The following is a 26,587-nucleotide window of genomic DNA, read 5'->3' on the forward strand; positions in this document are numbered from 1 at the left end:
CCACTGCATGCTCAAGGAATGAACATGTCTGCAACCATTGAAAAACAATTGAACGAAAGCCTGCGTGATGCGCAGCTCGGGCTCTATCTGTCAGCGATCGTTCCTCAAGACGAGACACTGAAAGCCCTGAAAATCGCAGAGCACCTCAAGACGGCCAATGACCTGTATCACTACTGGCTGCTCGACGTGTCGGTCTCCCAGGAGGTGCCCACTACCCCCGTGGCCTGCGCCACTGCCAGCCTGCAGCAATACATCAACAGCATTCTGACCAACATGGAACCGGGATATCACACGGCGCAGATTCCTTCCGATCAGGTCGAAACCTGGCGCACCGTCATGCATCACTATCCGACCTGGGTAACCCATCAGCGGTTGCACTATTTCCCTGCGGTCTATCTTGACCCGACCCTTCGCAAGACAAAAACCGACAGTTTTCAGCAACTGGAAAACGACATCGACCAGAACCAACTGACAACCGAGTCGGTTCAAACTGCGGTACTGGCCTATCTGGCAAGGCTTGAAGAAGTGGCCAATCTGACCACGATCAATGGCTATATCGACGGGGATGATTTTGCCAACAGCACCTATTACTTCATCGCCAAATCCACCATCGCCAACACCTACTACTGGCGTTCGCTGGACATGGCGTGCCGCCCTTCGGTCTCAGGTGTTTCCGGCGCTAAATACGATGCCCCCGAACCACAGGCCTGGTCGGACTGGAAACGCGCCAACCTGCCGATCTCCGAAAGCGCCATCGAACACACTATTCGCCCGGTCGTGTTCAACAATCGCCTGTACGTGATTTGGGCCGAATGCATCTTCCAGGACAAGGCGGCTGTAACCAAGACGGCGCAGAGCCAAAACGACAGAATCAACCCGCTGTTCCGTTTGAACCTCTGCTACAAAAAATACGACGAAAGCTGGAGCACACCGCAGGCCTGCCTACAGGGTTACGGTTCGCACGATTTGCTTCACGACCTGACCTCGAGCGAGCTCAGGAAAAAAACACGAACCATTGCCATTCATGAAAAGTCGGGGACTACGGATTCACTTTTCATTGCACTCTATGTTGATGGCGAGCACTACCAAGCAAGGTCCGGCCTGCCGCTCCTGGTTTCGATGTCAGCCCATATAGATAAAGACTCGAAAACCACGCAAGAGCTTAACCTCACACCCGATGACTTGAGTAAATCAAAAGCCTCGGATACGTCACAGTTTGCATTGGTACGAAACCGGTCTTCCGGCACGGAAAAGAAACTTCAATTCAAGTACTCGACCACAGACAAGACACTGTCCCCACCCAAAATCAGCTCACGTAAGGACACAGCCTCAGGTACGGCAGAGTTCATCGACTTTGCAGGCTCAACAATCGAACTCAGTGACGACAGAAACCGTTCGAACGGGAAGCGTGCGCCCATCCGAATGAACATCACGTTCGCCAAACACTTGATCGAGCGCGCCGAATCGAGCATGGACACGTTGCTGAGCTGGGGTTCCCAGCACTTGCCGGAGCCATCTTTAAAAGAAGGAGGCGCGACAGAACCAATGGATTTCTACGGCGCCTATGGTCGCTACTTTGTCGAGTTGTTCTTGTACCTTCCATGGCTGGTAGCGCACCGCTTCAAGGCTGAGCGCCAATACAGCGAAGCCGAACGCTGGCTGCATTACCTGTTCAATCCCGGCCGCAAAAAGGTCACTGGCATGAACCCCGACTACTGGAATGCGGTGCCGTTGATCAGCTCCACCATTCCAGCCCCCGGTCAAACCACCTACGCCATCCAGGGCCCACAAGATCCGCATCAAATTGCCCTCAGTCATCCGGTGCACTTTCGCAAAGCGTTGTACCTGCTCCATGTCGATATCCTGCTCAACCGCGGTGACACGGCGTTCCGAACGCTGACCCCAGAGGGTCTGACGGAAGCGAAATCATGGTACATCCGCGCCCTGGACCTGATGGGCCCCCGTCCGGACCTCAAACAAACCGATCCCTGGACTACTGTCCCGCTGGAAAATTTCAGTGGCGATACCAACGAGGGACTGCGAACGTTTGAACAACAACTTGGCAAAGACAAAAAACACCAGTCCGCTTCCTCCGCAGTAGTGCCGCAAATATGTGTGCGTCCTTATGCATCCCCTCCCTCGGTCCATGCCATTGATACCCCCCATTTGCGTTTACCGTTCAACCCGGTACTGATCGCGCGCTGGGAGAAACTGGAAAGCCGTCTGCATAACCTCAGGCACAATCTCGACATCGTCGGTCGTCCATTGAAGCTCCCACTCTTCGCCCCCCCCATAGAACCCGGCGACCTGCTCGGCTCCAATCCCCCACGCGCCGCGGAGCCCGGCATCGCCCAGCACCTGGGCTCAGAGATTCCGGCGTACCGTTTCAGTGCCCTGTATGCCCATGCCATGAGCGCGGTCGACACGGTGATTCAATTCGGCACCACCCTGCTGTCGTACATCGAACGCAGCGAGCAGGCCAGTTATCAAGAGCTTCAGCAGCACCATGTCTGGGACATCGCCAACATGGCAGTAGACCTGCAGACCCAGGCCCTGAAGGTCGACGAGAAAAACCGGGCAGCCTTGCTGGCCAGTAAAGCCATCGTCGAATGCCGGCGGGATTACTACAGTCAGCGGGTCAACGAGGTCATCAATCCGGAAGAAGTGGCAGCTGCCGTTTCACATCTGACGGGGCGCATCGCAGAAGCAAGCGCCCACGCGGCCCAGGTACTCGGTCAAGGCCTGAAAGTCGCGCCCAACATTTTTGGCCTGGCAGACGGTGGTCATCGCCTGGAGGGTGTGCCCTTCGCCATGATGGCCGGGGCTCAAGGCGTGGCGGCCGCCGCCCATGGCGCTGGTGAGGCCCTCGAACGGGCCGCGCAATACCGTCGTCGCTATCAGGAGTGGACGCTCGCCCACGACCAGGCAAAGCTGGAGATCGAACAGATTGATGCACAACTGGCGCTGGAGGCCGAAAGAGAGACCGCCTCGCGACTGCTGTTACGACAGACTCAAACGTCCCTGACCCAAGCCCGGGCCTCCTACGACTTTCTCAGCAAGCGCTTTACCAATGCGCAGCTTTACCAGTGGTTCACCAATCAACTCTCAAGCTTCTACTACCAGGTGTATGACTCGACCTTTTCGCTGTGCCAGTTCACCGAACTGAGTTGGCGCTACGAGATGATCGACTACACCACACAACCGTTCTTCCAGCACCAGACCTGGAACAGCACCTATCGTGGGCTCGGCCCTGGCGAGCGTATGAAGTTGAGTTTGCTCAAGATGAAGAACGCTTATCTTCTGGGCAACGAACGCGAGCTGGAAATCCGCAAGACCGTGTCGTTACGTCAGCTCAAGGCGAAGGAGGAGAGCAAGGGCACGCCCCCGACATCGATCAATAAACCCTGGGAAGATACGCCCGGAGCAGACGGCACGGCGACAACCGACGGGATCAAGTCGGAGCTTGTAAAGACCGGCTCATGCGAGTTTGAACTGACGCAGTCCCTGTTCGACAACGACTACCCCGGCCACTGCCTGCGCCGGATCAAGAGCATCGGCATTTCCCTGCCGGCCGTCCTGAGCCCTTATGAAGACATCCGCGCCACGCTGACCCAGACGGGTAGCGAAGTCGTCATGCCGGGTACCGACAAGCCCCCCATTAAAAGTCTGCGGGCCAATCAGCAAATAGCGCTCTCGACGGGCATCGACGATAACGGCCTGTTCACCCTGAGTTTCCAGGACGAACGTTACCTGCCTTTCGAATACACGGGCGCGATTTCGAAGTGGAAGCTGTCGTTTCCCAATCATGCTGCTCAGAAGTCCATGCTCGAATCGCTCACCGACATCATCGTGCACGTGAGCTACACGGCCAGAGCAGGCGGAGGTTCGCAATGAGCGAACAAACAGCATTGCCTGTTATCACGCCGTCACTGCCCAAGGGTGGCGGTGCCATCCAGAGCATTGGCAAAGGCTGGGGTGCCATCGGCGCCCACGGCGCAGCCTCTTATGAGATTGCCTTGCCGATTTCACCTGGCCGCGGCTTTGCACCCTCCTTGTCACTCAGTTACGGCAGTTCGGTCGGCAACAGTGTGTTTGGCATCGGCTGGGGGATGTCACTGCCCACTGTTGCGCGACGCACCAGCAAGGGTGTACCGGCCTATGCCGAGGATGACGAGATTGTCGGCCCCAGCGGTGTCGCGTGGCTGCCCGAGCGCGATCAAAAGGGCGTCATCACCTCAACCCGCATCGATCGTTACAACGAGCTGGAACTGGGTACAACCTATACTGTTGTGCGCCACTTCCCGAGAATCGAAAGCAGCTTCGACCGGATTGAACATTGGTCTTCGGAGAGCGACAAACCGGGTTTTTGGTTGGTGCACGGTGCCGATGGCAGCCTTCACCTGTACGGAAAAAATCCGGCATCGCGTCGTGCCGATCCCCAGGACACGAGCCGCGTCGGCGAATGGTTGCTAGAGGAGAGTCTGAATTCACACGGCGAGCACATCCTTTACCAGTACAAGAGAGGCGCAACAGCCCAGCGCTACTTGAGCCGTGTGAGCTACGGCAATTTCAAGGCCGATGCACACCTTTACTCATGGCAAGCAGATCGGCTGAAGCCTGTGCAATGGCATTTCGAGTTGATATTCGACTACGGCGAACGGAGTACAGAGTACGAACACAAACCGCTATATGAAGGCCAACAGTGGCAAGCTCGTAGCGACGCGTTTTCCAGCTTCGCCTACGGTTTTGAATTACGTACCGAACGCCTGTGCCGCCAGGTTCTGATGTTTCACCGCTTTCCCGATGAGTTAGGCACCGCACCCGTTCTGATCCGACGCCTGCTACTCGATTACCGCCAGACGCCTCTGGGTTACCACCACCTGAGTGCTGCTCATGACCAGGCGTTTGGCAACTCGGCAACCGCCGATAGCCGTCCCCCCATTGAATTCAGCTACAGCGAGTTCAAGCGCCTGCCTGATACCCACGCCTGGCAGCGCTTTCAGAACATGCCGGGGCTCAACGACAGCCACGGTTATCAACTGGTGGACTTGTACGGCGAGGGCCTGCCGGGCGTGCTCTATCGAAGTGACAGTGGCTGGTATTACCGCGAACCCATGCGAGCCGAAGCCAAAAGCGATGAAGTGGCTTACGATCAGTGGCGAGCGTTACCCAACATTCCCGTTGCCGACACCGCAAAACCTGTGCGCCAGTCACTGAGTGACCTCACGGGCGATGGTCGGCTGGACTGGGTCATTGCTCAGCCGGGGTTGAGCGGTTTTTTCTCCCTCGGCCCCGACCGAAACTGGTCGGATTTCGCCACGTTCAATGCGTTCCCTGTGGATTTTTTCAATCCGCAAGGGCAGTTGGCCGATCTGATCGGCGAAGGGCTCAACGATCTGACGCTGATAGGCCCACGCAGTGTTCGCTTGTACGCCAATCAACGAGAACAAGGTTTTTCAGCTGCCCGTGACGTGGCTCGTAAAGAGGACGAAGACGCCCTTCCTTTACTTACCTCTTCGCCCACCGAACTGGTGGCCTTCAGCGACATCCTGGGCAGTGGCCAGCAGCACCTGGTGCGCATTCGTCACAACGAGGTGAAGTGCTGGCCAAACCTGGGTCGTGGACGTTTCGGTAAAGGCATCGTGCTGGGCTCTCCTGGCCTTGCATACGAAACATTCGACGCCTCGCGAATCCGTCTGGCGGATCTGGACGGCTCTGGCGCCGCCGACCTGATCTATCTGGAAACGGATCAGGCGCGGATTTTCATGAACCGCAGCGGCAATGGTTTCGCCCCTTCAGTGGCCCTGCCATGGCCGGAAGGTGTGCGCTACGACCGTTTCTGCCAGGTGAGCATCGCCGACCTGCAAGGACTTGGCTGCTCCAGCCTGATTCTGAGCCTGCCGCACATGACACCCCGTCATTGGCGCTACGACTTCGTCAGTGCAAAACCGTATTTACTCACCGACACCAATAACAATATGGGCGCCGCCGGCAGCATCAGCTACCGCAGCTCGGCGCAGGAATGGCTGGATGAAAAAGCGGAGAAAATCAAAGCCGACAAGCCCCGCACCTGTCATGTGCCAATGGCCCTGCATCTGGTATCGAAACAGACCCGGCTCGACGAGATTACCGGTAATCGACTGACCCAGAGCTTCTCTTACCGCCAAGGCTACTACGACGGCATCGAGCGGGAATTTCGCGGATTCGGCCTGTTGCTGCAAACCGACAGTGAAACCAACCCCGATGATGCCGACTCGCAAGGTTTCACCACGCCATGCCAGACAAAGAGCTGGTTCCACACCGGGCAAGCGGTGGATCTGCCCCGCACCGGTTATCACAGCGCTGACAAAGCAGCGGTGGCATTGGGCAAGACACTGCTTTGCCAATACCAGCCAGAGCTCAAGAACGACACACGCATCACATTCCCAGACACGGCAACAACCCTCGAAATGGCCCGCGCCCTGAGTGGGCATTTATTGCGCATCGAGACCCTCGGAATCGATAAGCGCCTGAAAACCAGAACGCTTTATTCGGTTCAGGAAAACCGCTATCAGGTACGTTTGCTACAAACACCTGAGGGTAATCGGCGCTATGCCCGGATGTTGCCGCTGCTGCTGGAGTCCATCCGTTATCAGTACGAAGGCATTGCCGATGATCCGCAATGCCGGCACACCCTTAATCTGCAGCACGACCTGTTCGGCACATTGACCCACAGCGTGAACGTCCATTACGCCCGACGTAAAACCCGCAGCAATACACCGCCGTTCAGCGATGCCGACCAGCAACAATGGTGGCGCGATGCTCATGATCCGGCACAGCAGTTCTACTACCTGAACGAAAGCCTTGCCGAATTCATTCATCTGGATAGCCCCCAGGAATGGCGGCTGGGTCTGCCTTATCGCCAGCGTACCAATGCGTTGAAGCGACCCAAGGCGCCCGAGGCCGGAGGGCTGACCACAAAGGATATGACTTACGAAAAGCTCATCGAACTCGTCAAACAAACCGCCTGGACGACCCAACACGTCCTCACCGGACTGTCCGTGCAACGCTACAAAAACACCTCAACCGCAGAAGCCCTGCCGGACGGCGTCGCCCACTTCGAAGCCTTGGCCGACCATCTGGAAACCGCCGAGCTGGACGAAACAGCCCTGAAAGCCTTCGACGTGTTGTCGCCAGCGGCTCGCCCCAAGGGAAGACTGCTCGAACGAAGTGGCTATTACCGTATGAACGATTTCCTTCCCGTAGCCACGTCTCCCAGAAAACTCTGGTCAGTCAAAAGCAGTTTCTCGACCTACGCCGCACTGGAGGGTTTTTACAAGACACAGACCCTGCGGTCGAGTAAGAGCCATGGTGTGACCGAGGTCAGCTACGACAACTATCACTGTCTCATCACCGCGCTCAAACGGCCCGATGGTTGTGTCACCAAGGCTACCTACGATTACCGCTCACTCCAGCCCCGGTGCATCACTGACCCGAACGGGAACATTCAAGAAGGGCTCCATGATGATTTCGGCCAAGTGCTGGCCACCAGCATTTACAGCAACAAGAGCAATACGCTCATAGGTTTCAAACCTATCGCTCAATACAAGCGTCCGGAGTTCACCAGCCCGACCGAAGCGATCAACAATGCAAAGGGCGCGCTGCTGGACGCCGCCAATGCCATCTACTACGCGCCATTCAGCTGGATGGGGCGCGTCTCGGACGCAGCGCTGAAGGACCACGACTGGCTGATGCGCTGCGTGGCCAACGGTGATGTGCTGCCAACCGGATACATCTGCGCTTCGGCCCGCAGTCGCCTGGCAGGCCTTGAAACACTCTTGGCCGATGAAGCGAAACTGAAAACCGAACTCGCAACCTCGGCCCGTGAGCCGATACACATCGCCACCCTGGTCGCCGATCGCTACCCCAGTGACAACCAGAGACAAATCCGCATCACCGTCACCTGCTGCGATGGCTTCGGCCGAACACTGCAAAGCAAGCAACAAGTCGAATCGGGTACGGCCTACGTCGTCAACGCCAAGGGAGAACTGACCCTCGAGGACGGAACACCGAAGGAGCTGACCGCAGCAAAGCGCTGGCGTATCAGCGAACGGGTGGAATACAACAACAAGGGATTGGCGATCCGGACCTACCGCCCTTACTTCGCCGATCAGCATGACTACATCAACGATGTGTCCTTGCGACAGTTCGGCCATTGCGATCTGCAGTTTTACGATGCGTTGGGGCGCCCTACGCGTACACGTCTGGCAAAACAAAATGGCCTTTCCTATCTGCGGCGGCAAACCCGTCATCCCTGGTACACCGTGGATGAAGACGAGAACGACACGCTGCAAGAGGTCATGTCCGAACAACTCCCGACAACCGGAGGTGAGGCATGAGCGCACGCCTTCACTGCAAGACACCGACGATCAACGTAGTCGACAGCCGAGACCTGACGGTCCGGCATGTCGCTTATTGGCGTAGTGATGCAGCCAAGGCTGCGCAGGCGCGCATTACCCGTCAGCAGTACGACACTGCCGGACGCCAGATTGCGCAGTGGGACCCTCGACTGTTTGGTAAAACGCCAAAGGCCAATCTGACGACCCTCTACAGCCTGTCCGGCAAAGCGCTGTTAGTGGACAGCGTCGACGCCGGGTGGCGCCTGAGTTTGCCTGGCGACGCCGGACAGACACTGCGTAGCTGGGATCAGCGTGGCAATCATTGGCAAACAACCTACGACAATCAGCTAAGACTGACCGAAATCCAGGAGCAGGCAGCAGGCCAGGATCTGCGCGTGGTCGAACGCTTCAGCTATGGCGATAGCTCATCTGAATCCGCCAGACACAACCGCTGTGGCGCGCTGACTCGCCACGATGACAGCGCCGGTACCCTGCTCATCGATGAGTACGCACTCTGCGCCAAACCTTTGAGCCAGACACGACACTTCCTTCTGGACGCTGAACGGCCGAACTGGCCAGCGGATGAGCAGGAACGCAATGGATTGCGCGAAGAGGGTGATGGCTACAAAACGGTCTGGGACTACGACACACAGGGAGAAATCATCCGACAGATCGATGCCGGCCAACACCAACAGCGCTTCTCGTTTGATGTCGCCGGCCAGCTCAAGTCCGTGAACCTGAAAATAAAAGACGCTGCGAGCGAAAAAAACATCGTGAAGGATCTCGTCTACAACGCGTTTGGCCAGGTCGAATCCCAGACGGCCGGGAACCGTGTGATCAGTCGCGCCGTGTTCGATTCGGCCAGCGGCCGCTTGATCTCACTCACCGCATCCGTATCTGCCAACACCTTGCAGGATTTGCACTACACCTATGACGCGGTGGGCAATGTGACGCGCATCGAGGACAAGGCCCAACCGGTGCAGTTCGGCAGTAACCAACGGGTCGAAGCGGTCAGCACCTTCACCTATGACAGCCTCTACCAACTGACCGGCGCGACGGGCCGTGAAGCGGCGGGACCGCACAACCAACCCCACCTGCCCATCTTCAGCAGAACACCGATCGACGCCCGGCAACTGTTCAACTTTACCGAGCACTACAAGTACGACACCGGCGGCAATCTGACCGAACTGCGCCATGTTCGCGACCGCAGCAACTACACCCGGACCCTGAACGTTGCCGCCGCAAACAATCGCCTTCTGTCCTGGAGCAAGGGCGACTCAACACCTGACATTGCAGCAAGCTACGATGACAACGGTAACCAGCAGGCGTTACATCCGGGTCAGGCGCTGGAGTGGAACCCCCACAATCAGCTTGCCAGCGTGATGCTGATCCAGCGTGAAGAGGGACGCGATGACATTGAGCGCTACTGCTACGACAGCAGCGGTCAACGTGTACGCAAGATTCAAACGACTTATGCTGCATCAGTGACTCACACCCGGGAAGTCCGTTATCTGCCGGGCATCGAGATACGTACCCGCACTAACGAGCGACTGGAAGTCATCACCCTGCAAGCCGGCCGCTGTAGCGTACGTTACCTGCACTGGACCCAAGGCCGGCCGGCCGGTATCGCGGCAAACCAGCTGCGCTATAGCCTTGACGACCATCTGGGCTCCAGCTCACTGGAACTCGACGACCAGGCCTGGCTCATTAGCCAGGAAAGCTATTTACCTTATGGCGGGACTGCCTGGACGGCATCCCGTTCGGCTGTGGAGGCCGACTACAAAACCATTCGGTATTCCGGCAAGGAGCGCGACGCCAGTGGCCTCTATTACTACGGACACAGGTATTACGCACCGTGGTTGCAGCGGTGGATCAGCGCCGACCCGGCGGGCACGGTCGACGGGCTGAACTTGTATTGCATGGTTGGGAATAATCCGCTGCGTTACATCGATCATCACGGCACTCAAAAAGACGAAGCCGCCATCAAGGAAGAATTAGGGGCCTATTCCGACATTTTGAGCGAAGTGAACAAAAGGGTGGGCACGCTGAACCATCAGCTCTACAACAGCATGAGAAAAAGAGACATCGTAAAAAGACTGTTTCAGAGTTACGGCTATAACGCAGTGAGGCATGTGATGGCATTGGGGGCGGGCCTGCTGGCCGCACCAACCGGACCGACTGGTATCGTGGGGGCGACAGTCGCCACTTCTTTAACGACTGACTCGCTTGCCGGGAAATTCAATGCAACACGGCATCTGCCCGTCGCCATGTATCCCCAGGCCAGGCGACTAGAGCCTGACGATATAGAATACACAGCACGGACGGCTTTCTATGACGCGAACGCAAAGTTACAGCACGCAAAAAAGAAGGACCTGAATCCGCAGCACGAGATCGGGCGGAAAAATCTGTCGATGATGGCAACCGGCTTCGTTCTGACAAAGGTGCTTGAGGTCAAAGGAGCGTGGATTCCAAACTTTGAATCGTCGACCCAAGCTACCAAAGCCCTCGACGGTCTGCCGGGACAGAAAATCGAGCGTTTGAACAATGCCCTGATCGAACTCGACAACTTTCTGGAGCACGATACTCACGCCATCAACGCAGCATTTGACGAATTGGGGGTGGATGAGTTTTATGCCTCGGGTGTGAAAGGCCAGCTGGGGCGAGCCACTGATCGCATGGCCAACCGTATAGGCATAGAAAGCTCAAGCCTCATAAGCCGCACCTCAATGCAAAGTGAGATGGCCATCTCGCGCGCAACGATACAAAGAGGACGGGAGTTACTGTTCAAGCTTAATGAACACAACAAATCGCAAGGCAAGTTTTTTGTTTGAAACTGGCCAGGCGAGGCCTCTTGGGACATCGGCAGTTCTCGCTTGACCTCGCTCAATCAAACACTGATCGCATTGGTAAACACCAACCGATTGCCGAACGGATCACTAATGGTCATATCCTGGCTCCCCCATGGCATGGCCTGAATCTGTGGGCGAGCGAAAGAATATTCCTTGGCCAGCAATTGCTGCTGGAACGCCTCCAACTCATCGGTCTCGATGCGCAGGGCTGATCCCGGTGTCGCGTCGCCGTGGTGTCCGGACAAGTGCAGCACGCATTCGCCACGGGAGATTTGCAGGTACAACGGGAAGTCCACTTCGAAGCGATGCTGCCAGTCGATCTTGAACCCCAGGAACTCGACGTAGAACTCCAATGCCTTGGTTTCATCGAAAATCCGCAGGATCGGGGTGGTTTTGCCGAAACTCATGGGGTAGCTCCCTGACTGAATGAGCCCAGTGTAGCTGGGCTGGATGTCAGCGCTTCGGCTTGGTAGCGGCTTTCTTTAACCCCAATGTGCCACCATGAGACACAGATCAAAGGATCGAAGCCTTCGGCAGCTCCTGCGGGCGTTCACATGTCTCTGTAGCTGCCGAAGATGCAATCTTTTCTATCAATGAAACCCTTTGCGCAAATCCCCTTCCCGCGCCAGAAACCGCCCTTCCCTTCTGCCGTTCGCCTGACCGTCGCAGTAACTCAAGACACCGTTGACCCACACCCCATCAATCCCTTGCGCCGCCCGTTGCGGATCGTTGAAGTCCACCACATCTCGAATCGTCGCTGGATCGAACAACAACAGGTTCGCCCAATACCCTTCACGAATCTCGCCACGCGCCTTCAAGCCAAATCGCGCCGCCGACAGCCCGGTCATCTTGCGCACGGCGGTGTGCAGCAGAAACAGACCAACGTCACGACTGAAATGCCCGAGCACTCGTGGGAACGCCCCCCATAAACGCGGATGCGGAAACGGGTCTTCCGGCAATCCGTCGGAGCCAACCATCGACAGCGGATGCGCGAGGATGCTTCGTAAACTTGACAATGACATTGTCGTAGCTGAAGTCGTACATCTCTATTCCTTGAAAAGTCACGATGCAGTGAACCGAGATCAAATCGAGCACTGTATCGAGATCAAGTCATCAGCGATTGCGCGATAGCGCCCTGCGCACGCTATCGCTGTTCAGCACAGGGCTTTCAGTCTCGACAGGGGGTTGCGCCGGTGCTGGACTTTCGACCTGGGAAGAGATTTCAGCCTGGACCGGGCTTTCAACTTGAACAGGGTCTGGTGCCCGACCGCGACTGGCGACCTGATTGTCCAGCTTCTCGATGTAGGCGTTCAAATCGCTAATCAGCCGTTTCTTGCGCTGGGAGCCTTGATACCACGCGTAGCAAAAATAGCCCGCTGCCGCCAGGAAGCCTAGCCCGGCTGTAGCAAAACCAGCGATGCACAATCCAAGCACAATCAGCACTGTCTTCCAGTTAAAGGGCGACAGCTCCAGCTCGGTATTCAGTACGTTCGCGTCACGCAACACCCAGCGCTTGGACGCCGTGTGGTTCTGCAAAATGGTGTGCAGAGGCGAACCATCCTTTTTCAAGGCACTGATCAAAGAGATTTCCTGACCTGTGCGCAAAGGAATGTCCACACCGCGCAGCTTTACATCGTGCTCGACGCCGTCCGGGGTTTTGACCCAGATCTCATGATTGATGATTGAAACAGAACTGATGCGCACAGGCGTCACATCACCGTCGTTACCGTTCACCTGAACGCCGCCCGTGGATGTCACACGGGTCTCGCTGAGTTTTTCGCTGCCCACCACTTCACCGCTCAAGACAGTGAAAGAAACGGTTTTATCGCCATGGGTGAAGTTGAGCATTTCGATTCCTTGATAGACCCACGTCGATCGACGTGCAGGAGAAAATCCGTATGCGGCGGATGCTACTAAGTAGCCATTATGCTGTCCAGAATTCGCCCGCACCAGTGACGCGGAGTATGGGAACGATCACTCATCGATTTCAGTCGTGATGCTCGCTGGCGCGTTTGAGCAGTTTCTTGCAGCGTTCGGACAGGTGCAGTACGCGTAGCTGCTTGCCAGCCTTGGCGTAGCGCTCGCGCAATGTCTTCAGCGCGGCGATAGCCGAGTAGTCGACAAAGCTCAGGTGGCGACAATCAAGGGTCACCTGGGCCGGGTCATTGGCGGGGTCGAACTGGTTGAGGAACGGCGTGGTAGAGGCGAAAAACAGTGTGCCGTGCAGGCGGTAGAGTTTGCTGCCGTCGCTTTCCTGATGACTGTCGGCATACAGCTCGCGAGCCTGCTGCCAGGCAAAGTTGAGCGCCGCAATGATGATCCCGCATAACACGGCGACGGCCAGATCGGTGAACACCGTAATCACCGTTACCGCGATGATCACCAAGACATCGTTCAGCGGCACCTTGTTCAGCACCCGCAGCGAGGCCCAGGCGAACGTCTGCTGCGACACCACGAACATCACCCCGACCAGCGCGGCCAGCGGGATGCGCTCGATCAGCGGCGAAAGGAACAGCACGAACAGCAGAATCATCCCCCCGGCCACCGCACCGGACAGCCGACCGCGACCGCCGGAGCTGAGGTTGATCATGGTTTGCCCGATCATCGCGCAACCACCCATGCCGCCGAACACACCAGAGACGATGTTGGCAGCGCCCAATGCCACGCACTCACGATCCGGGAAGCCACGGCTCTCGGTGATCTCGTCGGCCAGGCTCAGGGTCAGCAGGGTTTCCAGCAGGCCGACCAACGCCATCAATATCGCGTAAGGGGCGATGATGCGCAGGGTTTCCAGGTTCCAGGGGATGTCTGGCAGCGCAACACCCGGCAAGCCGCCAGCAATGTGCGCCATGTCACCCAGGGTGCGGGTCGGCAGGCCGAGCAGGTAAACCGCCAGCCCAACGCTCAGAATCGCCACCAGCGCCGGCGGCACGGCACGGGTCAGGCGCGGCATCAGGTAGACGATGGCCATCGTCAGCGCCACCAGCCCGATCATCATGTACAGCGGCGTGCCACTCAACCAGGCTTCACCGCTCTTGAAGTGCTCCAACTGGGCCAGGGCAATGACGATCGCCAGACCGTTGACGAAGCCGAGCATCACCGGGTACGGCACCATGCGCACCAGCTTGCCCAGCCTCAACAGACCGAACGCCAGCATGATCAGCCCGCCCAGCAGCACCGTCGCCAGCAAGTACTGGACACCGTGCTGCACCACCAGCGCGACGATCACCACGGCCATCGAGCCGGCGGCGCCGGACACCATCCCCGGCCGTCCGCCGAAGAGCGCAGTCAGGGTGCAGATGATGAAGGCGCCGTAAAGCCCCATCAGTGGATTGAGGTGAGCCACCAGCGCGAAGGCGATGCATTCGGGTAGCAGGGCGAAAGAGGTCGTGAGTCCGGCCAGGACATCGGCACGCAGACGTATGGGTTTCATGGCTTACCTAAAAATGCAGGCGGGAGAAGAGCGGCGGATGTTACGGAATTGAAGGTGGGCCGGCCAGTTAATGGGCTGCCGGAAATGCAATCGCGAGCAGGCTCGCTCCCACAATGGACTTGCGTCGATTCACAATAATGGGATCAACACAGAACCAATGTGGGAGCGAGCCTGCTCGCGAAGAACGATGACGCGGTCTGGGAATCAGCCCCTGAAGTCCGCAATCGCATAAACCGCCAACTTGCCCTGGATGAAGTCCAGGAAGCACTGAATTCGTAGGGCCAGTTGCGAGTTTCGGTAGTACACCGCGTTGATGGGCTGGCGATATCCGCTGTTGAACTCCGCCAGCAGCACCTGCAAGCGACCGGCGCGGATGTCGTCGATGGTCATGAAGTGCGAAAGACAGGCAATGCCTTGGCCGGCCAGCGCCAGGTGCCTGACCGTCTCGCCACTGGACGCGCTGATCGACGCCTGGATCGGCCAGCGATCACCGTGGACATAGCGCAGCGGCCATTGGTTGAGGCCTTCGTTATGGGTAAAACCCAGCAGCGTGTGCTCGCTCAAATCCGCGACAGCGCTCGGTACGCCGCGCTGCTCCAGATACGCTGGGCTGGCGACGATGTGCAGCGGGCTGCAACCCAGGGAACGGGCATGCAAGGTCGAGTCGGCCAGCGTGCCGATGCGAATGGCGATGTCGGTGCTTTGTTCAAGCAGGTCGATAATCAGGTCGTTGCTGTTGAGTTCGAGCTGGATGTCCGGGTAGAGACGGCGGAACTCTTCGATGTGCGGCACGATGGCGTGCAGCATGAACGGCGAGGCGGCGTTGATTCGCAGACGCCCGGAGGGGTTTTGCTGACGTGAGGACAGGCGCTCTTCAAGTTCGTCCATCTGATCGAGAATCAGCTTGGCGTGCTCGAAGAAATACTTGCCCTCCTCGGTCAGGTCCATGCGCCGTGTGGTGCGGTTGATCAGCGTGGTGTCAAGCTTGGCTTCCAGGCGCGAGAGCGTGCGGCTGACCGCCGACGGCGTTTGCCCGACCTGTTCGGCCGCAGCCGAAATCGATCCGCACTCAATCACACAGACGAAAATCTGCAACTCATCGGATCTGGCTTTCACGTGTCTCCCTTATCGATAGTCCCACGTCGCCGTTTTACTGTGGCGAGGGAGCTTGCTCCCGCTGGTGCGCGAAGCGGACCCAAAACAATGCAGTGATTCAGCAAACCACGTCGACTGACTTTACGACGGCTTCGCCGCCGAGCGGGAGCAAGCTCCCTCGCCACGGATTCGGTGCCCGCTTCAGATATCGATAGTAGCTGAGCGTTATGCCTTAAGGCCAAACACCTCGCTCAAGTGCTGCTCATAACGCACCACATCAGCTTCGACATTCGGACGCTTCATCACATCGACGCACAGGAAGGTCGGCAAACCGGTCATACCGAGGAAGGTGTTGGCTTTGTGGAACGGGAAGTACACCGCATCCACGCCCTTGGCTTCGAAGAAATCGGTCGGGTCGTCGAAGGCTTGCTGCGGGGCGTTCCAGGTCAGCGACAGCATGTATTTCTTACCGTGCAACAGACCGCCGCTGCCGTATTTTTGCGACGCGTCGGAGCGCGTGCGGCCATCGCTGGCGTAGAGGCTGCCGTGGCCTTCGGTGAAGACTTCATCGACGTATTTCTTGACGGTCCAGGGTGCGCCCATCCACCAGCCGGGCATCTGATAAATGATCACATCGGCCCAGAGGAATTTGGCGACCTCTTCGGCGACGTCGTAACCCTCGTCGATGAATGTGGCTTTCACATCCACACCACCGCGATCCAGCACGCTCAGCGCCGCTTCGTGCAGCGTCGTGTTGTAGCGACCATCGGAGTGGGCAAATTTTTTTCCGCCATTGAGCAACAGGACTTTTTTCATGAGAAATCTCGCAAGGTTGAAATTCGATGGCGGCAGAGTAGCGATCAGCCTCGCGTGGAATAAGCGCTCGATCAGCAAAATTCATTTGACCAATACGCACGAATCGACAAGCGATTGTTGCCATAAACTTGCGCCGATTCAGACTTTCAAGGACACCCTGATGAGCGAACTGCAAGGCTTCATCCTGTACGCCAAGACCCGCCCGGAAAAAGCCGAGGCTTTCGAAGCGTTCTTCCGTGCCTATGTCGAACCGAGTCGCGCCGAGCCCGGTTGCATCGAGTACCACATGCTGCGAGATCAACAGGACCCGACGCTGTTTATCTTCTACGAGATCTGGCAATCCCAGGCCCATCTGGACGAGCACTCGAACCTGCCGCACATGAAGCAGTTCCTCGACCAGCGCATGGAGTATCTGGAGCGGGATTTCGATATCCGCTCGATCGAGATGCTCAGCACTTCGTCCGCTAGCCGCTGATCAGCAAATGGCTGCCGAGCGCGCCAAGGCCGATGAAGAACACCCGCTTGAACAACACGGCGCTGATCCGCTGGCGCAGCCATTGGCCCAGCAACATACCGAGCACCGCCGGGATCAGCGCCAGCAGCGACGCGCTCAACTCGCCATCACCGAGGGCGCCGCGCCATAACAGACCGGCGGCCAACGCGAGGGTCGAGACGGTGAACGACAGGCCCAGCGCCTGCACCAGTTCATCCTTGTTCAAGCCCAGCGCTTGCAGGTAAGGCACCGCCGGAATCACGAAGACACCGGTGGCCGAGGTGATGACGCCCGTCAGCACACCGCAGAGCGGACCGAGCCAACGCTCGGTGCGACCGCCGACGCGCAAGGTCGGCAGGAACAACCCACTCAAGGCGTAAATCAACAGCGCCGCCCCCAGCCCCCGCACCACCCAGTGTCCACCGGCCATGCCGATCCATACTGTGCCGGCGCCGGTGCCGATGAAAATCGCCAGCAGCATCGGCCATAGCCGGTTAAGCAGCCCGCGCAAATGACCGCCGAATGCCAGTTGCCAGACGTTGGTCAGAGTGGCCGGAATAATCAGCAGCGCCGCAGCCTGCGACGGGGCCATAGCCAGACCGAGCAAGCCCATGGCAATGGTCGGCAGTCCGAGGCCGATCACGCCTTTGATCATCCCGGCCAGCAGGAAGGTGGCGATAACCAATAAGGACAGGGCCAAACCCAAGTGTTGGTAGAACGCGGCGAGTGTATTCATGGGGCTATGGTGAGCCCTGAAGGTTGCGCTGAAAATCTGCCATATACTGAGGCTGCCTCTTGATTTGGCAGAGGCTAAAGTTCTTCGTTGCGGCTGCTGACGCCTTCGCGGGCAAGCCTCGCTCCCACAGTTGAAATGTATCGAACACAAATTTGTGTGTCCGCCAAAGATCCCTGTGGGAGCGGGCTTGCCCGCGAAGGCGCCCGTCCAGACAACAAACATCCAGAGGTTGCCGATGCACTTCGACCTGACCGACCTGCGCCTCTACCTGAACATCCTCGACACCGGCAACATCACCGCCGGCGCCGCCCGCAGCCATTTGTCGCTGGCGGCGGCGAGTGCACGCATCCGCGCCATGGAAGCTTCATTGGGCATCGAGTTTCTTGAACGAGGTCGCCGTGGTATCAGTCCGACCCCAGCCGGCAAAGCGTTGGCGCAACATGCCCGAGTCCTGTTGCAGCAGGCCGAGCGCATGCAGCAGGATTTGGCCGAATACGCCAATGGCGTCAAAGGCCAGGTTCGGCTGCTGTGCAATACCACTGCAATCACCGAGTACCTGCCGGAGTTGCTGGCAGACTTTCTGCGCGCCCATCCAAACCTCGACATCGACCTGCAAGAACTGCCCAGCGCGCGCATCACCCACGCCTTGCGCCAAGGTGCGGCGGACTTGGGCATCGTGTCTGACGCCGTGGATACCGACGGCCTTCAGACCCGTTATTTCCGCGACGACCCGCTGGTACTGATCCTTGCGCGAGATCACCCCTTGGCCGACACCGGACCGTTAAATTTCAGCGCCACCTTGCATCATGATTACGTCGGCCTGAACGCCAACAGCGCCTTGGCCGTGTACCTGGAAGAGCAAGCCCTGCACAGCGGCTCACGGATGCAGATCCGCATCCGTGCCGATGGCTTCGACAGCGTGATGCGCATGGTCGCCCGAGGTGCCGGGCTGGCGATCGTGCCCTTGGCGACGGTCGAACGCTGGCCAGCTGAAACACCGTTCAAAAGCATCGCACTGAAAGAGCCGTGGGCCCGACGCAAACTGTTGCTGTGCGCCAGGGACTTCGCCACGCTGCCCGGTTATGCCCAGGCCTTGCTGAGCGCCTTGACTCTCCCCTGAGGGGCAGACTTTACCCTTGAGTTTTCATCTTCAGGGACAACTACGGTGAGCAAACGAATTCTGGTGATTCTTGGCCATCCCTCAAGCAACAGTTTCTGCGGCGCACTGGCCGAACGCTACGCACAATCGGCGTTGCGGGCCGGGCATGAGGTGCGCCAGCTGTGGCTGGGCAACATGGACTTCGACCCGGTGTTGCGCGAAGGCTATCAACAGGTGCAGCCACTGGAAGCCGACCTGCGCCGTGCTCAGGCAGACATTCTGTGGGCCGAACACCTGACCCTGGTCTACCCGATCTGGTGGGGTGGCGTACCGGCTTTGCTCAAGGGTTTTCTCGATCGAGTGTTGCTGCCAGGCTTCGCCTTCAAGTACCGCGAAGGCAAAGCCTTTCCCGACAAATTGCTGCATGGCCGCAGTGCGCATCTACTCGTGACCATGGACACGCCACCCTGGTATTACCGCTGGATCTACCGCATGCCCGGGCTGCATCAGATGCGCAAAACCACCCTGGCGTTTTGCGGCATCGAACCCCGGCGCACGCTCACCTTCGGGCCGATTCTGGGGTCCAGCGCCGGTCAGCGCGAAACCTGGCTGCTGCAAGCCCAGGCTATCGCCAGCCGATGAGTCTGCCGATAATGGGTCTGGCTTACCCACGGCAAAAAAGGACTTTTCATGTACATCGGCCAAGCCGCGCAGCGCTCCGGAACGACGATCAAGAGCATCCGCCATTACGAGTCGATCGGCTTGCTGCCTACCGCTCAGCGGCAAGGAAAATACCGTGTCTATGACCAGCAAAGCGTCGACTTGCTGATCTTCATCAAGTGCGCTCAACAACTGGGTTTCCGGCTCAAGGAGTTGCAGGCGATCTTTACCGGCCATCAAGGCCAGACGATGCCCTGGTCATTGGCGCAGCAGGCCATCGATGCCAAGAAGTGCGAAATCAGCGAGAGGATTGCCGCGCTCAGGTATCAACACGAGCAATTGGTCGAGTTTGAAGCCCGACTCACACAGGCCAAAGCCGATTGCCCGCTGGAAAGCCTTTGAGGTCTGCGCGTTTCTGGACAGCTCGATGTCGAATACAGACAACTGAACGGTGTATGGGCGCTATAGGGTGCGACTTCAGTTCTTGAACCCACTGCCCGGAGTCATCATGACCGCACCGATTACCGTCCTACGCGATACCCATCCGCTGCCCGTGCTCGACGCCTGCAAATGGGAAAAACTCGAAGGCGACCCGCACACCGTCAACCTCAACGCCTACACCAGCGAAGATGGCAGCAAGATCATGGGCACCTGGATCTGCACGCCGGGCAAGTGGTATGTGGAATACGTGAAATGGGAATACTGCGACTTCCGCGAGGGGTATTGCATCATTACACCTGACGGGCAGGAGCCTATTCATTTGAAAGCTGGTGATATTTTTATAGTTGAACCCGGCATGAAAGGCACTTGGGAAGTTGTTGAGACAGTACGTAAATATTTTGTATTTGCGTAAAACCCAAATCGGCCGGGCGCGAAAATGGATGGCGCGCCCAAGGCATGGCGAAGCAAGCCTGTGAACGACGTAAGTTCGTGCACTAGCGCTTGTTTCTACCCATATGATCGCTGAGAAACACCAGAACGATCCCTCCGATGATCAACATCGAAGCCGACAGCAATGTCGTATCCAGGTGTTGCTCCAAGGCAACACCTTCTATTCCCAACACCGCGACAGGCACGGCTACCGACGCCATGCTGGAATGAAGCAGGTCAATGCGCGGCACAACATAAAACCACAGTGAAAATGCAACAACCGACCCAATGACGCTGACATACAACATGGCGAGCAGACTCTCAGCGTTTACGTTGAATTTGACTCCACCATCGACCATTAGCATGAGCACTAGTAGTCCAATCGCTCCAAAGGTCATTTGCCATGTTCCGATGGTCAACTTGTCAGTATTCGGAAGGTATTTTTTCAAAAGAAAGCTCGATATTGACCATGACATGGCCGAGCCGACCAGCAATGCTTCCCCAATGAAACTCTCTTTTGACAGGCTTGGGGAAACCATGACCACCATTCCAACACAACCGGCCATCAAGCCTGCACATTTGAGGGGTGTAAAACGCTCCTTCAAAAACAGCCAACCCAGCAAACTGCTCCACAAGGGCGTGGAGTAAATGAGAATCGCTGCTCTGGCTATCCCCACCTCAAGCAAACCATAAGTCGCGAGCGAAAACATTAGCGTGGTCTGAAACAATCCGATAAGAGCGACCCATACCCATTCCATGCTCTTCAATGCACCGCGCTTTTGCCGCCATGCCAAAATTGACTGCATTAAAACCGCCGCAAGCAAAAATCGCACGGCGGTGAATGAAAAAGGAGTCGAACTCTCCAAACCTACTTCGGTTAAAAACCAGCCGAGCGTCCAAACCCCTACAAGCACGGCCAACGCCGCATTTGTGCGAAAGCTATCCGATAACTGCATCCCTACTCCTTGGCGAATCATCAGGCACAGCCGCCCTCCCCAGCGGACGGTGATCGCACTTTAATCAGGCGTTGATAATTTTTCCAATAACATTATCGTAATCCATACCCGCCAACCCACTCGCCTTGACGAACACGCTGTGTGAATTCAAACCCGGTAACGTGTTGACCTCAAGAAGAAATGGCACTCCGTCCCTGATAATAAAATCAAATCGGGCGTAGTCCTTGATAGCGAGAATCCTGCACATCCGCCGAACATCATCCTCAACACGCGCCACTGTTTCAGGGGGCATCTGCGCAATCGAATAGCGTGTGGTTTCCGGGGAGTGAAATTTGGCATCGTAACTGAACAACGAGTGAGCATGAGATATCAGTAAGAATGGCAATATTTCTCCATTGAGCACTCCCACGGTGATTTCATCACCTGACACCAACTCTTCAAACAAAACCCGCCCCTTGAACCTGTTCAATATGGACAGTGCTACATCGAAATCATCTCTATTGTTTATAGCACTCACACCGATGCTGCATCCTTGCGCATCCGGTTTTACAACGAAGGTCGTCCCGAGGATAGATTGCAAGCGACTAAAGTTTGCGACTTCCCCACATGCTATCCAGACACCTTCCGGAACGCGGACACCGCTTGCCGAAGCGACCAGACGAGTCAGCACCTTACTCATGCAGATTGCGCTGGCCTCACGACCCGCACCGTTGTAGCGAATATTCAAGCCATCCAAAAATGCCTGAAGAGTCCCATCCTCCCCATACCCTCCGTGCAGCGCATTGAATACATAATCAACACCCTTCAATGGCAAGGACAACCCTTCGGAAAAACCATTTAACTCCCGCGATTGATAATCCAGCCCCATGCGTTCAAATGCGGCCTCTACCTGTGCGGCTGTCTTGAGAGAAACTTCTCGCTCAGATGAACTCCCGCCTTTCAGGATCAAGAACTTTCTTTGCTTTGTCACTGTCATCTCCTTTGGGATCGGAATTTATACTAACGACTGAAGTTGCAGCACCTTATTGGCAACAATGCGAACGGCGTCTTCGATTTGCGATCTGGTAATGCCCGGATGCAATGAAATTCTCACGGAACAGTTAGCGTCCTGATCACTCATGCCGATGCCTTTCAACACATAAGAGGGCTCCATACTGTCGGAGTTACAAGCCGATCCTGATGCAATACAAATATTATCCAGGGAGCTGATCAGGGTTTCGGCACGAACGCCTTGAAAACTGATATTCAAGATATGGGGCACACTCACGTCCAAAGAGGAGTTCACCTCATACGTTACCCCCGCAAAAGACAGGCCCGAGAGGAACAAATCCCGAAGAGCTGTGAGGTGGTTCCATTCACTCTCCAGGTCTGCGCCGCCCCGTATCTCGCAAGCCACACCCAAGCCGACGATCAATTGAGTCGGCAGGGTGCCGCTTCTCAGGCTGTTACGCTCACCGCCAAACGTCAGTGGACGCAAGCGTTGCTGAATGGCTTTGCGCACATACAGGGCCCCAATCCCCTTGGGCCCTCCGATCTTGTGAGCGGACAATGAAATACAGTCGATTCGACTGTTCTCTACTTCCAGTTTCACCTTGCCGAACGCCTGGGCAGCATCGATATGCAGAATGAGTTGGCGAGACTCACAAAGATGAGAAATTTCTTTGAGATCCTGAAACGTTCCGATTTCCGAGTTGACGTAACTGATACTGACCAACCGGGTATTATCATCAATCAGCGCTTCAAGAGATGACAGGCAGACACGCCCATTTCGCCCGACCTTGACATAACGCACGTCAACGCCTCTTCGGCACAATTCCTTTGAGACTTCAATAGTAGACTTATGGTCAATGGGACAAAACACTGCATTGACCGGCGCCGTCTCTCCATAGCCAAACGCGCCCTGAATGACAATGTTATTACTTTCGGTAGCGCCGGAAGTGAACACGACCTCGGTCGGAGATACACACAGTGCGCTCGCTATCTTCGCCCGAGCGACATTCACGGCATGCTGAGCAATTTTCCCCATTTTATGAGGGGATGACGCATTACCGTAGTGATCTGCGAGAAACTGATGCATTGATAAAATGACTTGATCATTACATTGAGTTGTTGCCGCACTGTCCAGGTATATATCCATCTGCCATCTCCACGTCTTGATCTGGACGGTTACTGATTACCCATTAAAAATATAACTGCTTTGCCATCCGCCTTAAGGCCGGTACATGATTACCTCTGTACAGGCCTTGACCGCAAAATTAAGAACGGAAGACTGAAAAATTAACCATTTTGTTGTATATCTCTTCCGGTGTCAGTTCGCCACTTCCCCCCGGGTCCGCTACGACAATCTTCATTCCCTCCAGATTATAGAGAGAAAGAGCAATCTCGATACCCGACTTGACAGGTGCATGACATTCACCTGGTGCGAATATGAGCATGAGTCGCTTCCCGGCCTTATAGACTTCGGAAATCATTTCCGTCACTTCCCCTGCGCAACCCGTAATGCCGCAACTGATGAGCGTCCGGTAATGACCAGCCTCATCCAGAAAAGAGATTTCCGATTGGTTTGGGCGATCCTCAAGAACTCTTTTCTCTAGTTTCCCTTGCTTCACCAATTTGGCGGCGCTTTTTTGGAATCTATATTTCAGCCATGTTTCCGGGAAGGCAAGGCTGTGTTTACGGCTTGGAAGGACATCTTGTTCAGTAAATACCCCTTGAATCTCCAGAGATTCCCGATACGTATTCGGCAGCCGCGTGAAACCATCATAGAATTTTGTTCGATGCTCACTAGCCGATCCAGTCTCAGGCACATACTGCCAGTCGTTTATCAGCACTAGAAACTTAACATCACCCACCGACTCTCGGTATTTTTTGGCGATATCCAACGAGAGATCCCATGTGTACTTCGGAAAAATACCGACACGTTGCTTGATTCGCTCTTTGAGCACATTGTCGTTATGCTCCTGAAATATACCGGAAACCAGTTTCTGGGTCTGTTCATCATAAAAAAGCATGAAGTGCCCCGCCATTACAACGAGCTCATTAAAACCTGAATCCTTTAACTCTTTGTCGATCAACTCAAGCAGTTCTTTCTCTGATGCAACAAATTCATGATGAGATGAAATAACGGCCATTTGCACATCCTTACTTTGGATAAAAAGCGTCATAGTCGACGCGATACTTGCAACGCAGGAGAAGTCAGAGATCGCCACTGCCTGCCATTAATCGCAGGTACGCGCGCTATCGATGAATAAGTCTCTCGGCGCTAAAAACATGGCAAGAAGAGCGCTTTAATTTGAAATCACCCGAACCGGACAATCAATATCCAATGCGGACAGGGTCTGCTGATCAATCTCGATCCAAAATGCTACAACAGGTTTCTGATCGACTCGCTGAGGAACCGAAACTCGATGAACATTGACCCCCATGCGCTTCAATAAACGCTCGTTCCCCACGGCCGATACCGCGATCAATCTGTTGGCGCCCAATTCTATCGCCGTGGTAATAACTTTTCGAACAAGTGCAACGGTATCGGCCCAATGATTGCTTGAATGGCTACTTCCATTTCTGGAAGAGCTAATCGCAAAGCGAGACAGTTCCCATGTTTCCGAATTATTGGGGAGGCCGGTACCACCCATTAGATGAACAAAGTGCTCTGACAGCAAATATGGCTTGTTCGTTGGAAGCAGACGTGCACAGCCACATATTTTGTTATCGGCATCCAGCACAATCGCATATACGGTGTCCGGCCGATCAAATTCATCTTGTTCAAAACCTTCCGGGCAGTTCAGTGGCCAGCCCATTTTTTTGACAAAGATCTCGTAACGATACTCTGCAAGCCCATACATTACGTTTTGATTGATTTCGCTGTTCATCCCTGTAATCAAACGCAACATAACCCCTCCCATTGGTTAGCCCACCAATTAGAGATGTAAATGCTATTTGTTCATAGCTGCCCGTTTGGGCAGGTCACAGGAGCATTCGCCTCTCCCAGGTCATGCAAGACAGCTACCTGGCAAGCAGGTGTTCCGAGAGACTCTCATCCAGGTCATAGCCATTGACACGGCCCGGCTTAGGGTGTCCGTTGACGGTCAAGGCGAAATCTGCCCAACCGATACTGACGGCCGTTGCAGCAGTAATTTATCCGAACGTTACTGTCTGCATCCTCAACCCACGAAGCTTATCTCTCAATTCGTCGATAACCATCGACACAGGGTGGTTAAACGTCAACTTTCATGAACGCCCTTGATTCCTGATCAAACAATCAACAATCGACGTCATATTCAAGTAGTGCTCACGGAGAGTTAAATAAGATCAATGGAAAACCCAATAGACATGACGTATCATTTTACACGGCAGCCCCCCTACTGCCGATTGCATGGACGCATTATAAAAAAAGGACTATGCCTTGTCTGACTGGCTTGAAGATTTTCTGGCTCTCTGTTCGGAATCCAAATCCGAAACTGCATTATTTTCCAGCTTACAAAGCATCGCTGAAAGTTTAGGTTTTCAATCCTGTTCTTATGGCATTCGAATCCCCCTCCCTGTCAGCCCCCCCACCTTCCATTTGTTGTCCTCCTACCCCAAAGCCTGGGAAGAGCGCTATATCAGTAATAATTATTTTTTTCTGGACCCTACGGTGCGTCACGCGCTGAATACACATCGACCACTCACATGGGAAGCACAATCGGCGTCCCAGGATGGACAGTTCTGGGAGGAGGCCAGAATGCACGGCCTCGCCCATGGTTGGTGTCAGAGCGCGTTCAGCAGATTTGGCGTGATCGGTCAGCTTTCCATGGTGCGTAGCCATGATTTCATTTCTGCCAGGGAACTTGCACTTCAGGAACCCAAGCTGATGTGGCTGACCAGTCTTGTACACTCCACCATGAGTGGTTTTTTATCACCTGAAAGAATGCCAGAGTCCCTCACAGAACTGACCGATAGAGAGCGGGAGGTCTTAAGGTGGACTGCATCGGGCAAGACATACATCGAGATTGGCAACATCCTGAATATAGATGCACGCACAGTAAAATTTCATATCGTTAACACACTCAAAAAACTGAACGCGTCCAACAAGGCGGAGGCGGCAGTAAAAGCGACTGTGTTCGGTATGATTTGACAGTCACCGCGCCCACTTCCATCGAGTGATCAGCCACCCTAAAAAACCGAGAGGCCACCCGACGTGATCTCTCGGTAAAATTTTTG

Annotated in this window: 20 protein-coding genes and 1 pseudogene; 9 read left to right on the forward strand and 12 right to left on the reverse strand. The window is 55.8% G+C overall.

Annotated elements, in window-relative coordinates; all coding sequences use genetic code 11:
* The first annotated feature begins 24 nt into the window (after nt 1–24).
* Genes AACY49_RS25725 through AACY49_RS25735 form a run of 3 tightly spaced genes read left to right on the forward strand, consistent with a single transcriptional unit; the run spans nt 25 to nt 11,209 of the window.
* On the forward strand, nt 25–3,894 hold the full coding sequence (locus AACY49_RS25725; RefSeq protein WP_445262663.1) for a Tc toxin subunit A-related protein: 3,870 nt from the start codon (nt 25–27) through the stop codon (nt 3,892–3,894).
* The gene (locus AACY49_RS25730) at nt 3,891–8,378 is read left to right on the forward strand and encodes a SpvB/TcaC N-terminal domain-containing protein (RefSeq protein ID WP_339527225.1); all 4,488 of its coding nucleotides are present in this window, start codon (nt 3,891–3,893) and stop codon (nt 8,376–8,378) included. Before AACY49_RS25725 ends, AACY49_RS25730 begins: the two co-directional genes overlap by 4 nt.
* Nucleotides 8,375–11,209 carry an RHS repeat domain-containing protein gene (locus AACY49_RS25735; RefSeq protein WP_339527227.1) on the forward strand — a complete coding sequence of 945 codons (2,835 nt, stop codon included), beginning with the start codon at nt 8,375–8,377 and terminating at the stop codon, nt 11,207–11,209. Before AACY49_RS25730 ends, AACY49_RS25735 begins: the two co-directional genes overlap by 4 nt.
* 56 nt (nt 11,210–11,265) lie before the next feature.
* Here the strand turns inward: AACY49_RS25735 and AACY49_RS25740 are convergent, their stop codons facing one another.
* From AACY49_RS25740 to AACY49_RS25765, 6 genes and pseudogenes are all read right to left on the reverse strand, one after another.
* Nucleotides 11,266–11,634: a glyoxalase superfamily protein gene (locus tag AACY49_RS25740; protein WP_339527229.1), complete on the reverse strand. Its 369-nt coding sequence runs from the start codon at nt 11,632–11,634 to the stop codon at nt 11,266–11,268.
* A 183-nt stretch (nt 11,635–11,817) separates the two neighbouring features.
* Nucleotides 11,818–12,231 (reverse strand): annotated as a pseudogene (locus AACY49_RS25745) (amidohydrolase family protein); the annotation flags it as partial.
* 109 nt (nt 12,232–12,340) lie between these two features.
* Nucleotides 12,341–13,177, reverse strand: a complete 837-nt coding sequence (locus AACY49_RS25750) for a hypothetical protein (RefSeq protein WP_339527231.1) — start codon at nt 13,175–13,177, stop codon at nt 12,341–12,343.
* Nucleotides 13,178–13,214: 37 nt separating this feature from the next.
* Nucleotides 13,215–14,660, reverse strand: coding sequence for a SulP family inorganic anion transporter (locus AACY49_RS25755; RefSeq protein ID WP_258697655.1), 1,446 nt, complete (start codon nt 14,658–14,660; stop codon nt 13,215–13,217).
* Between the two features lie 204 nt (nt 14,661–14,864).
* Nucleotides 14,865–15,776, reverse strand: a complete 912-nt coding sequence (locus AACY49_RS25760; protein ID WP_339527233.1) for a LysR family transcriptional regulator — start codon at nt 15,774–15,776, stop codon at nt 14,865–14,867.
* Nucleotides 15,777–15,980: 204 nt separating this feature from the next.
* Complete coding sequence (locus AACY49_RS25765) at nt 15,981–16,571, reverse strand: NAD(P)H-dependent oxidoreductase (protein WP_258697657.1); 591 nt, start codon at nt 16,569–16,571, stop codon at nt 15,981–15,983.
* 160 nt (nt 16,572–16,731) lie between these two features.
* Here AACY49_RS25765 and AACY49_RS25770 point away from each other — a divergent pair, with 160 nt between their 5' ends.
* A complete protein-coding gene (locus AACY49_RS25770) occupies nt 16,732–17,046 on the forward strand; it encodes a putative quinol monooxygenase (RefSeq protein ID WP_258697658.1) in 315 nt (104 codons plus the stop codon).
* Here AACY49_RS25770 and AACY49_RS25775 read toward each other — a convergent pair.
* Nucleotides 17,036–17,800 (reverse strand): sulfite exporter TauE/SafE family protein, encoded by a 765-nt coding sequence (locus AACY49_RS25775; protein ID WP_339527237.1) that lies wholly within the window; start codon nt 17,798–17,800, stop codon nt 17,036–17,038. The genes AACY49_RS25770 and AACY49_RS25775 overlap by 11 nt on opposite strands.
* A gap of 235 nt (nt 17,801–18,035) precedes the next feature.
* Here AACY49_RS25775 and AACY49_RS25780 point away from each other — a divergent pair, with 235 nt between their 5' ends.
* The 4 genes from AACY49_RS25780 to AACY49_RS25795 all read left to right on the forward strand — a co-directional run bounded on the left by AACY49_RS25780 (nt 18,036) and on the right by AACY49_RS25795 (nt 20,412).
* The gene (locus AACY49_RS25780) at nt 18,036–18,920 is read left to right on the forward strand and encodes a LysR substrate-binding domain-containing protein (RefSeq protein WP_339527238.1); all 885 of its coding nucleotides are present in this window, start codon (nt 18,036–18,038) and stop codon (nt 18,918–18,920) included.
* A gap of 45 nt (nt 18,921–18,965) precedes the next feature.
* On the forward strand, nt 18,966–19,541 hold the full coding sequence (locus AACY49_RS25785) for an NAD(P)H-dependent oxidoreductase (protein WP_258697661.1): 576 nt from the start codon (nt 18,966–18,968) through the stop codon (nt 19,539–19,541).
* Nucleotides 19,542–19,589: 48 nt separating this feature from the next.
* Nucleotides 19,590–19,961: a MerR family transcriptional regulator gene (locus AACY49_RS25790; RefSeq protein WP_258697662.1), complete on the forward strand. Its 372-nt coding sequence runs from the start codon at nt 19,590–19,592 to the stop codon at nt 19,959–19,961.
* Nucleotides 19,962–20,067: 106 nt separating this feature from the next.
* A complete protein-coding gene (locus tag AACY49_RS25795; protein ID WP_258697663.1) occupies nt 20,068–20,412 on the forward strand; it encodes a cupin domain-containing protein in 345 nt (114 codons plus the stop codon).
* An 82-nt stretch (nt 20,413–20,494) separates the two neighbouring features.
* Here the strand turns inward: AACY49_RS25795 and AACY49_RS25800 are convergent, their stop codons facing one another.
* The 5 genes from AACY49_RS25800 to AACY49_RS25820 all read right to left on the reverse strand — a co-directional run bounded on the left by AACY49_RS25800 (nt 20,495) and on the right by AACY49_RS25820 (nt 25,278).
* Nucleotides 20,495–21,385 (reverse strand): DMT family transporter, encoded by an 891-nt coding sequence (locus AACY49_RS25800; protein WP_258697664.1) that lies wholly within the window; start codon nt 21,383–21,385, stop codon nt 20,495–20,497.
* Between the two features lie 64 nt (nt 21,386–21,449).
* Nucleotides 21,450–22,355 (reverse strand): D-alanine--D-alanine ligase family protein, encoded by a 906-nt coding sequence (locus tag AACY49_RS25805; RefSeq protein WP_339527242.1) that lies wholly within the window; start codon nt 22,353–22,355, stop codon nt 21,450–21,452.
* Nucleotides 22,356–22,379: 24 nt separating this feature from the next.
* Nucleotides 22,380–23,522 (reverse strand): cysteine desulfurase family protein, encoded by a 1,143-nt coding sequence (locus AACY49_RS25810; RefSeq protein ID WP_339527244.1) that lies wholly within the window; start codon nt 23,520–23,522, stop codon nt 22,380–22,382.
* Between the two features lie 118 nt (nt 23,523–23,640).
* Nucleotides 23,641–24,516 carry an LPD16 domain-containing protein gene (locus AACY49_RS25815; RefSeq protein WP_258697667.1) on the reverse strand — a complete coding sequence of 292 codons (876 nt, stop codon included), beginning with the start codon at nt 24,514–24,516 and terminating at the stop codon, nt 23,641–23,643.
* Between the two features lie 156 nt (nt 24,517–24,672).
* Nucleotides 24,673–25,278: an acyl-homoserine-lactone synthase gene (locus tag AACY49_RS25820; RefSeq protein WP_258697668.1), complete on the reverse strand. Its 606-nt coding sequence runs from the start codon at nt 25,276–25,278 to the stop codon at nt 24,673–24,675.
* Between the two features lie 512 nt (nt 25,279–25,790).
* On the opposite strand from AACY49_RS25820, the gene AACY49_RS25825 reads away from it, so the two are divergent.
* Entirely contained in the window at nt 25,791–26,501 is a 711-nt protein-coding gene (locus AACY49_RS25825; RefSeq protein WP_258697669.1) for a LuxR family transcriptional regulator, read from the forward strand.
* Nucleotides 26,502–26,587: the final 86 nt, after the last annotated feature.

It is taken from the genome of Pseudomonas sp. EL_65y_Pfl2_R96, assembly GCF_963970905.1.
Lineage (GTDB): Bacteria > Pseudomonadota > Gammaproteobacteria > Pseudomonadales > Pseudomonadaceae > Aquipseudomonas.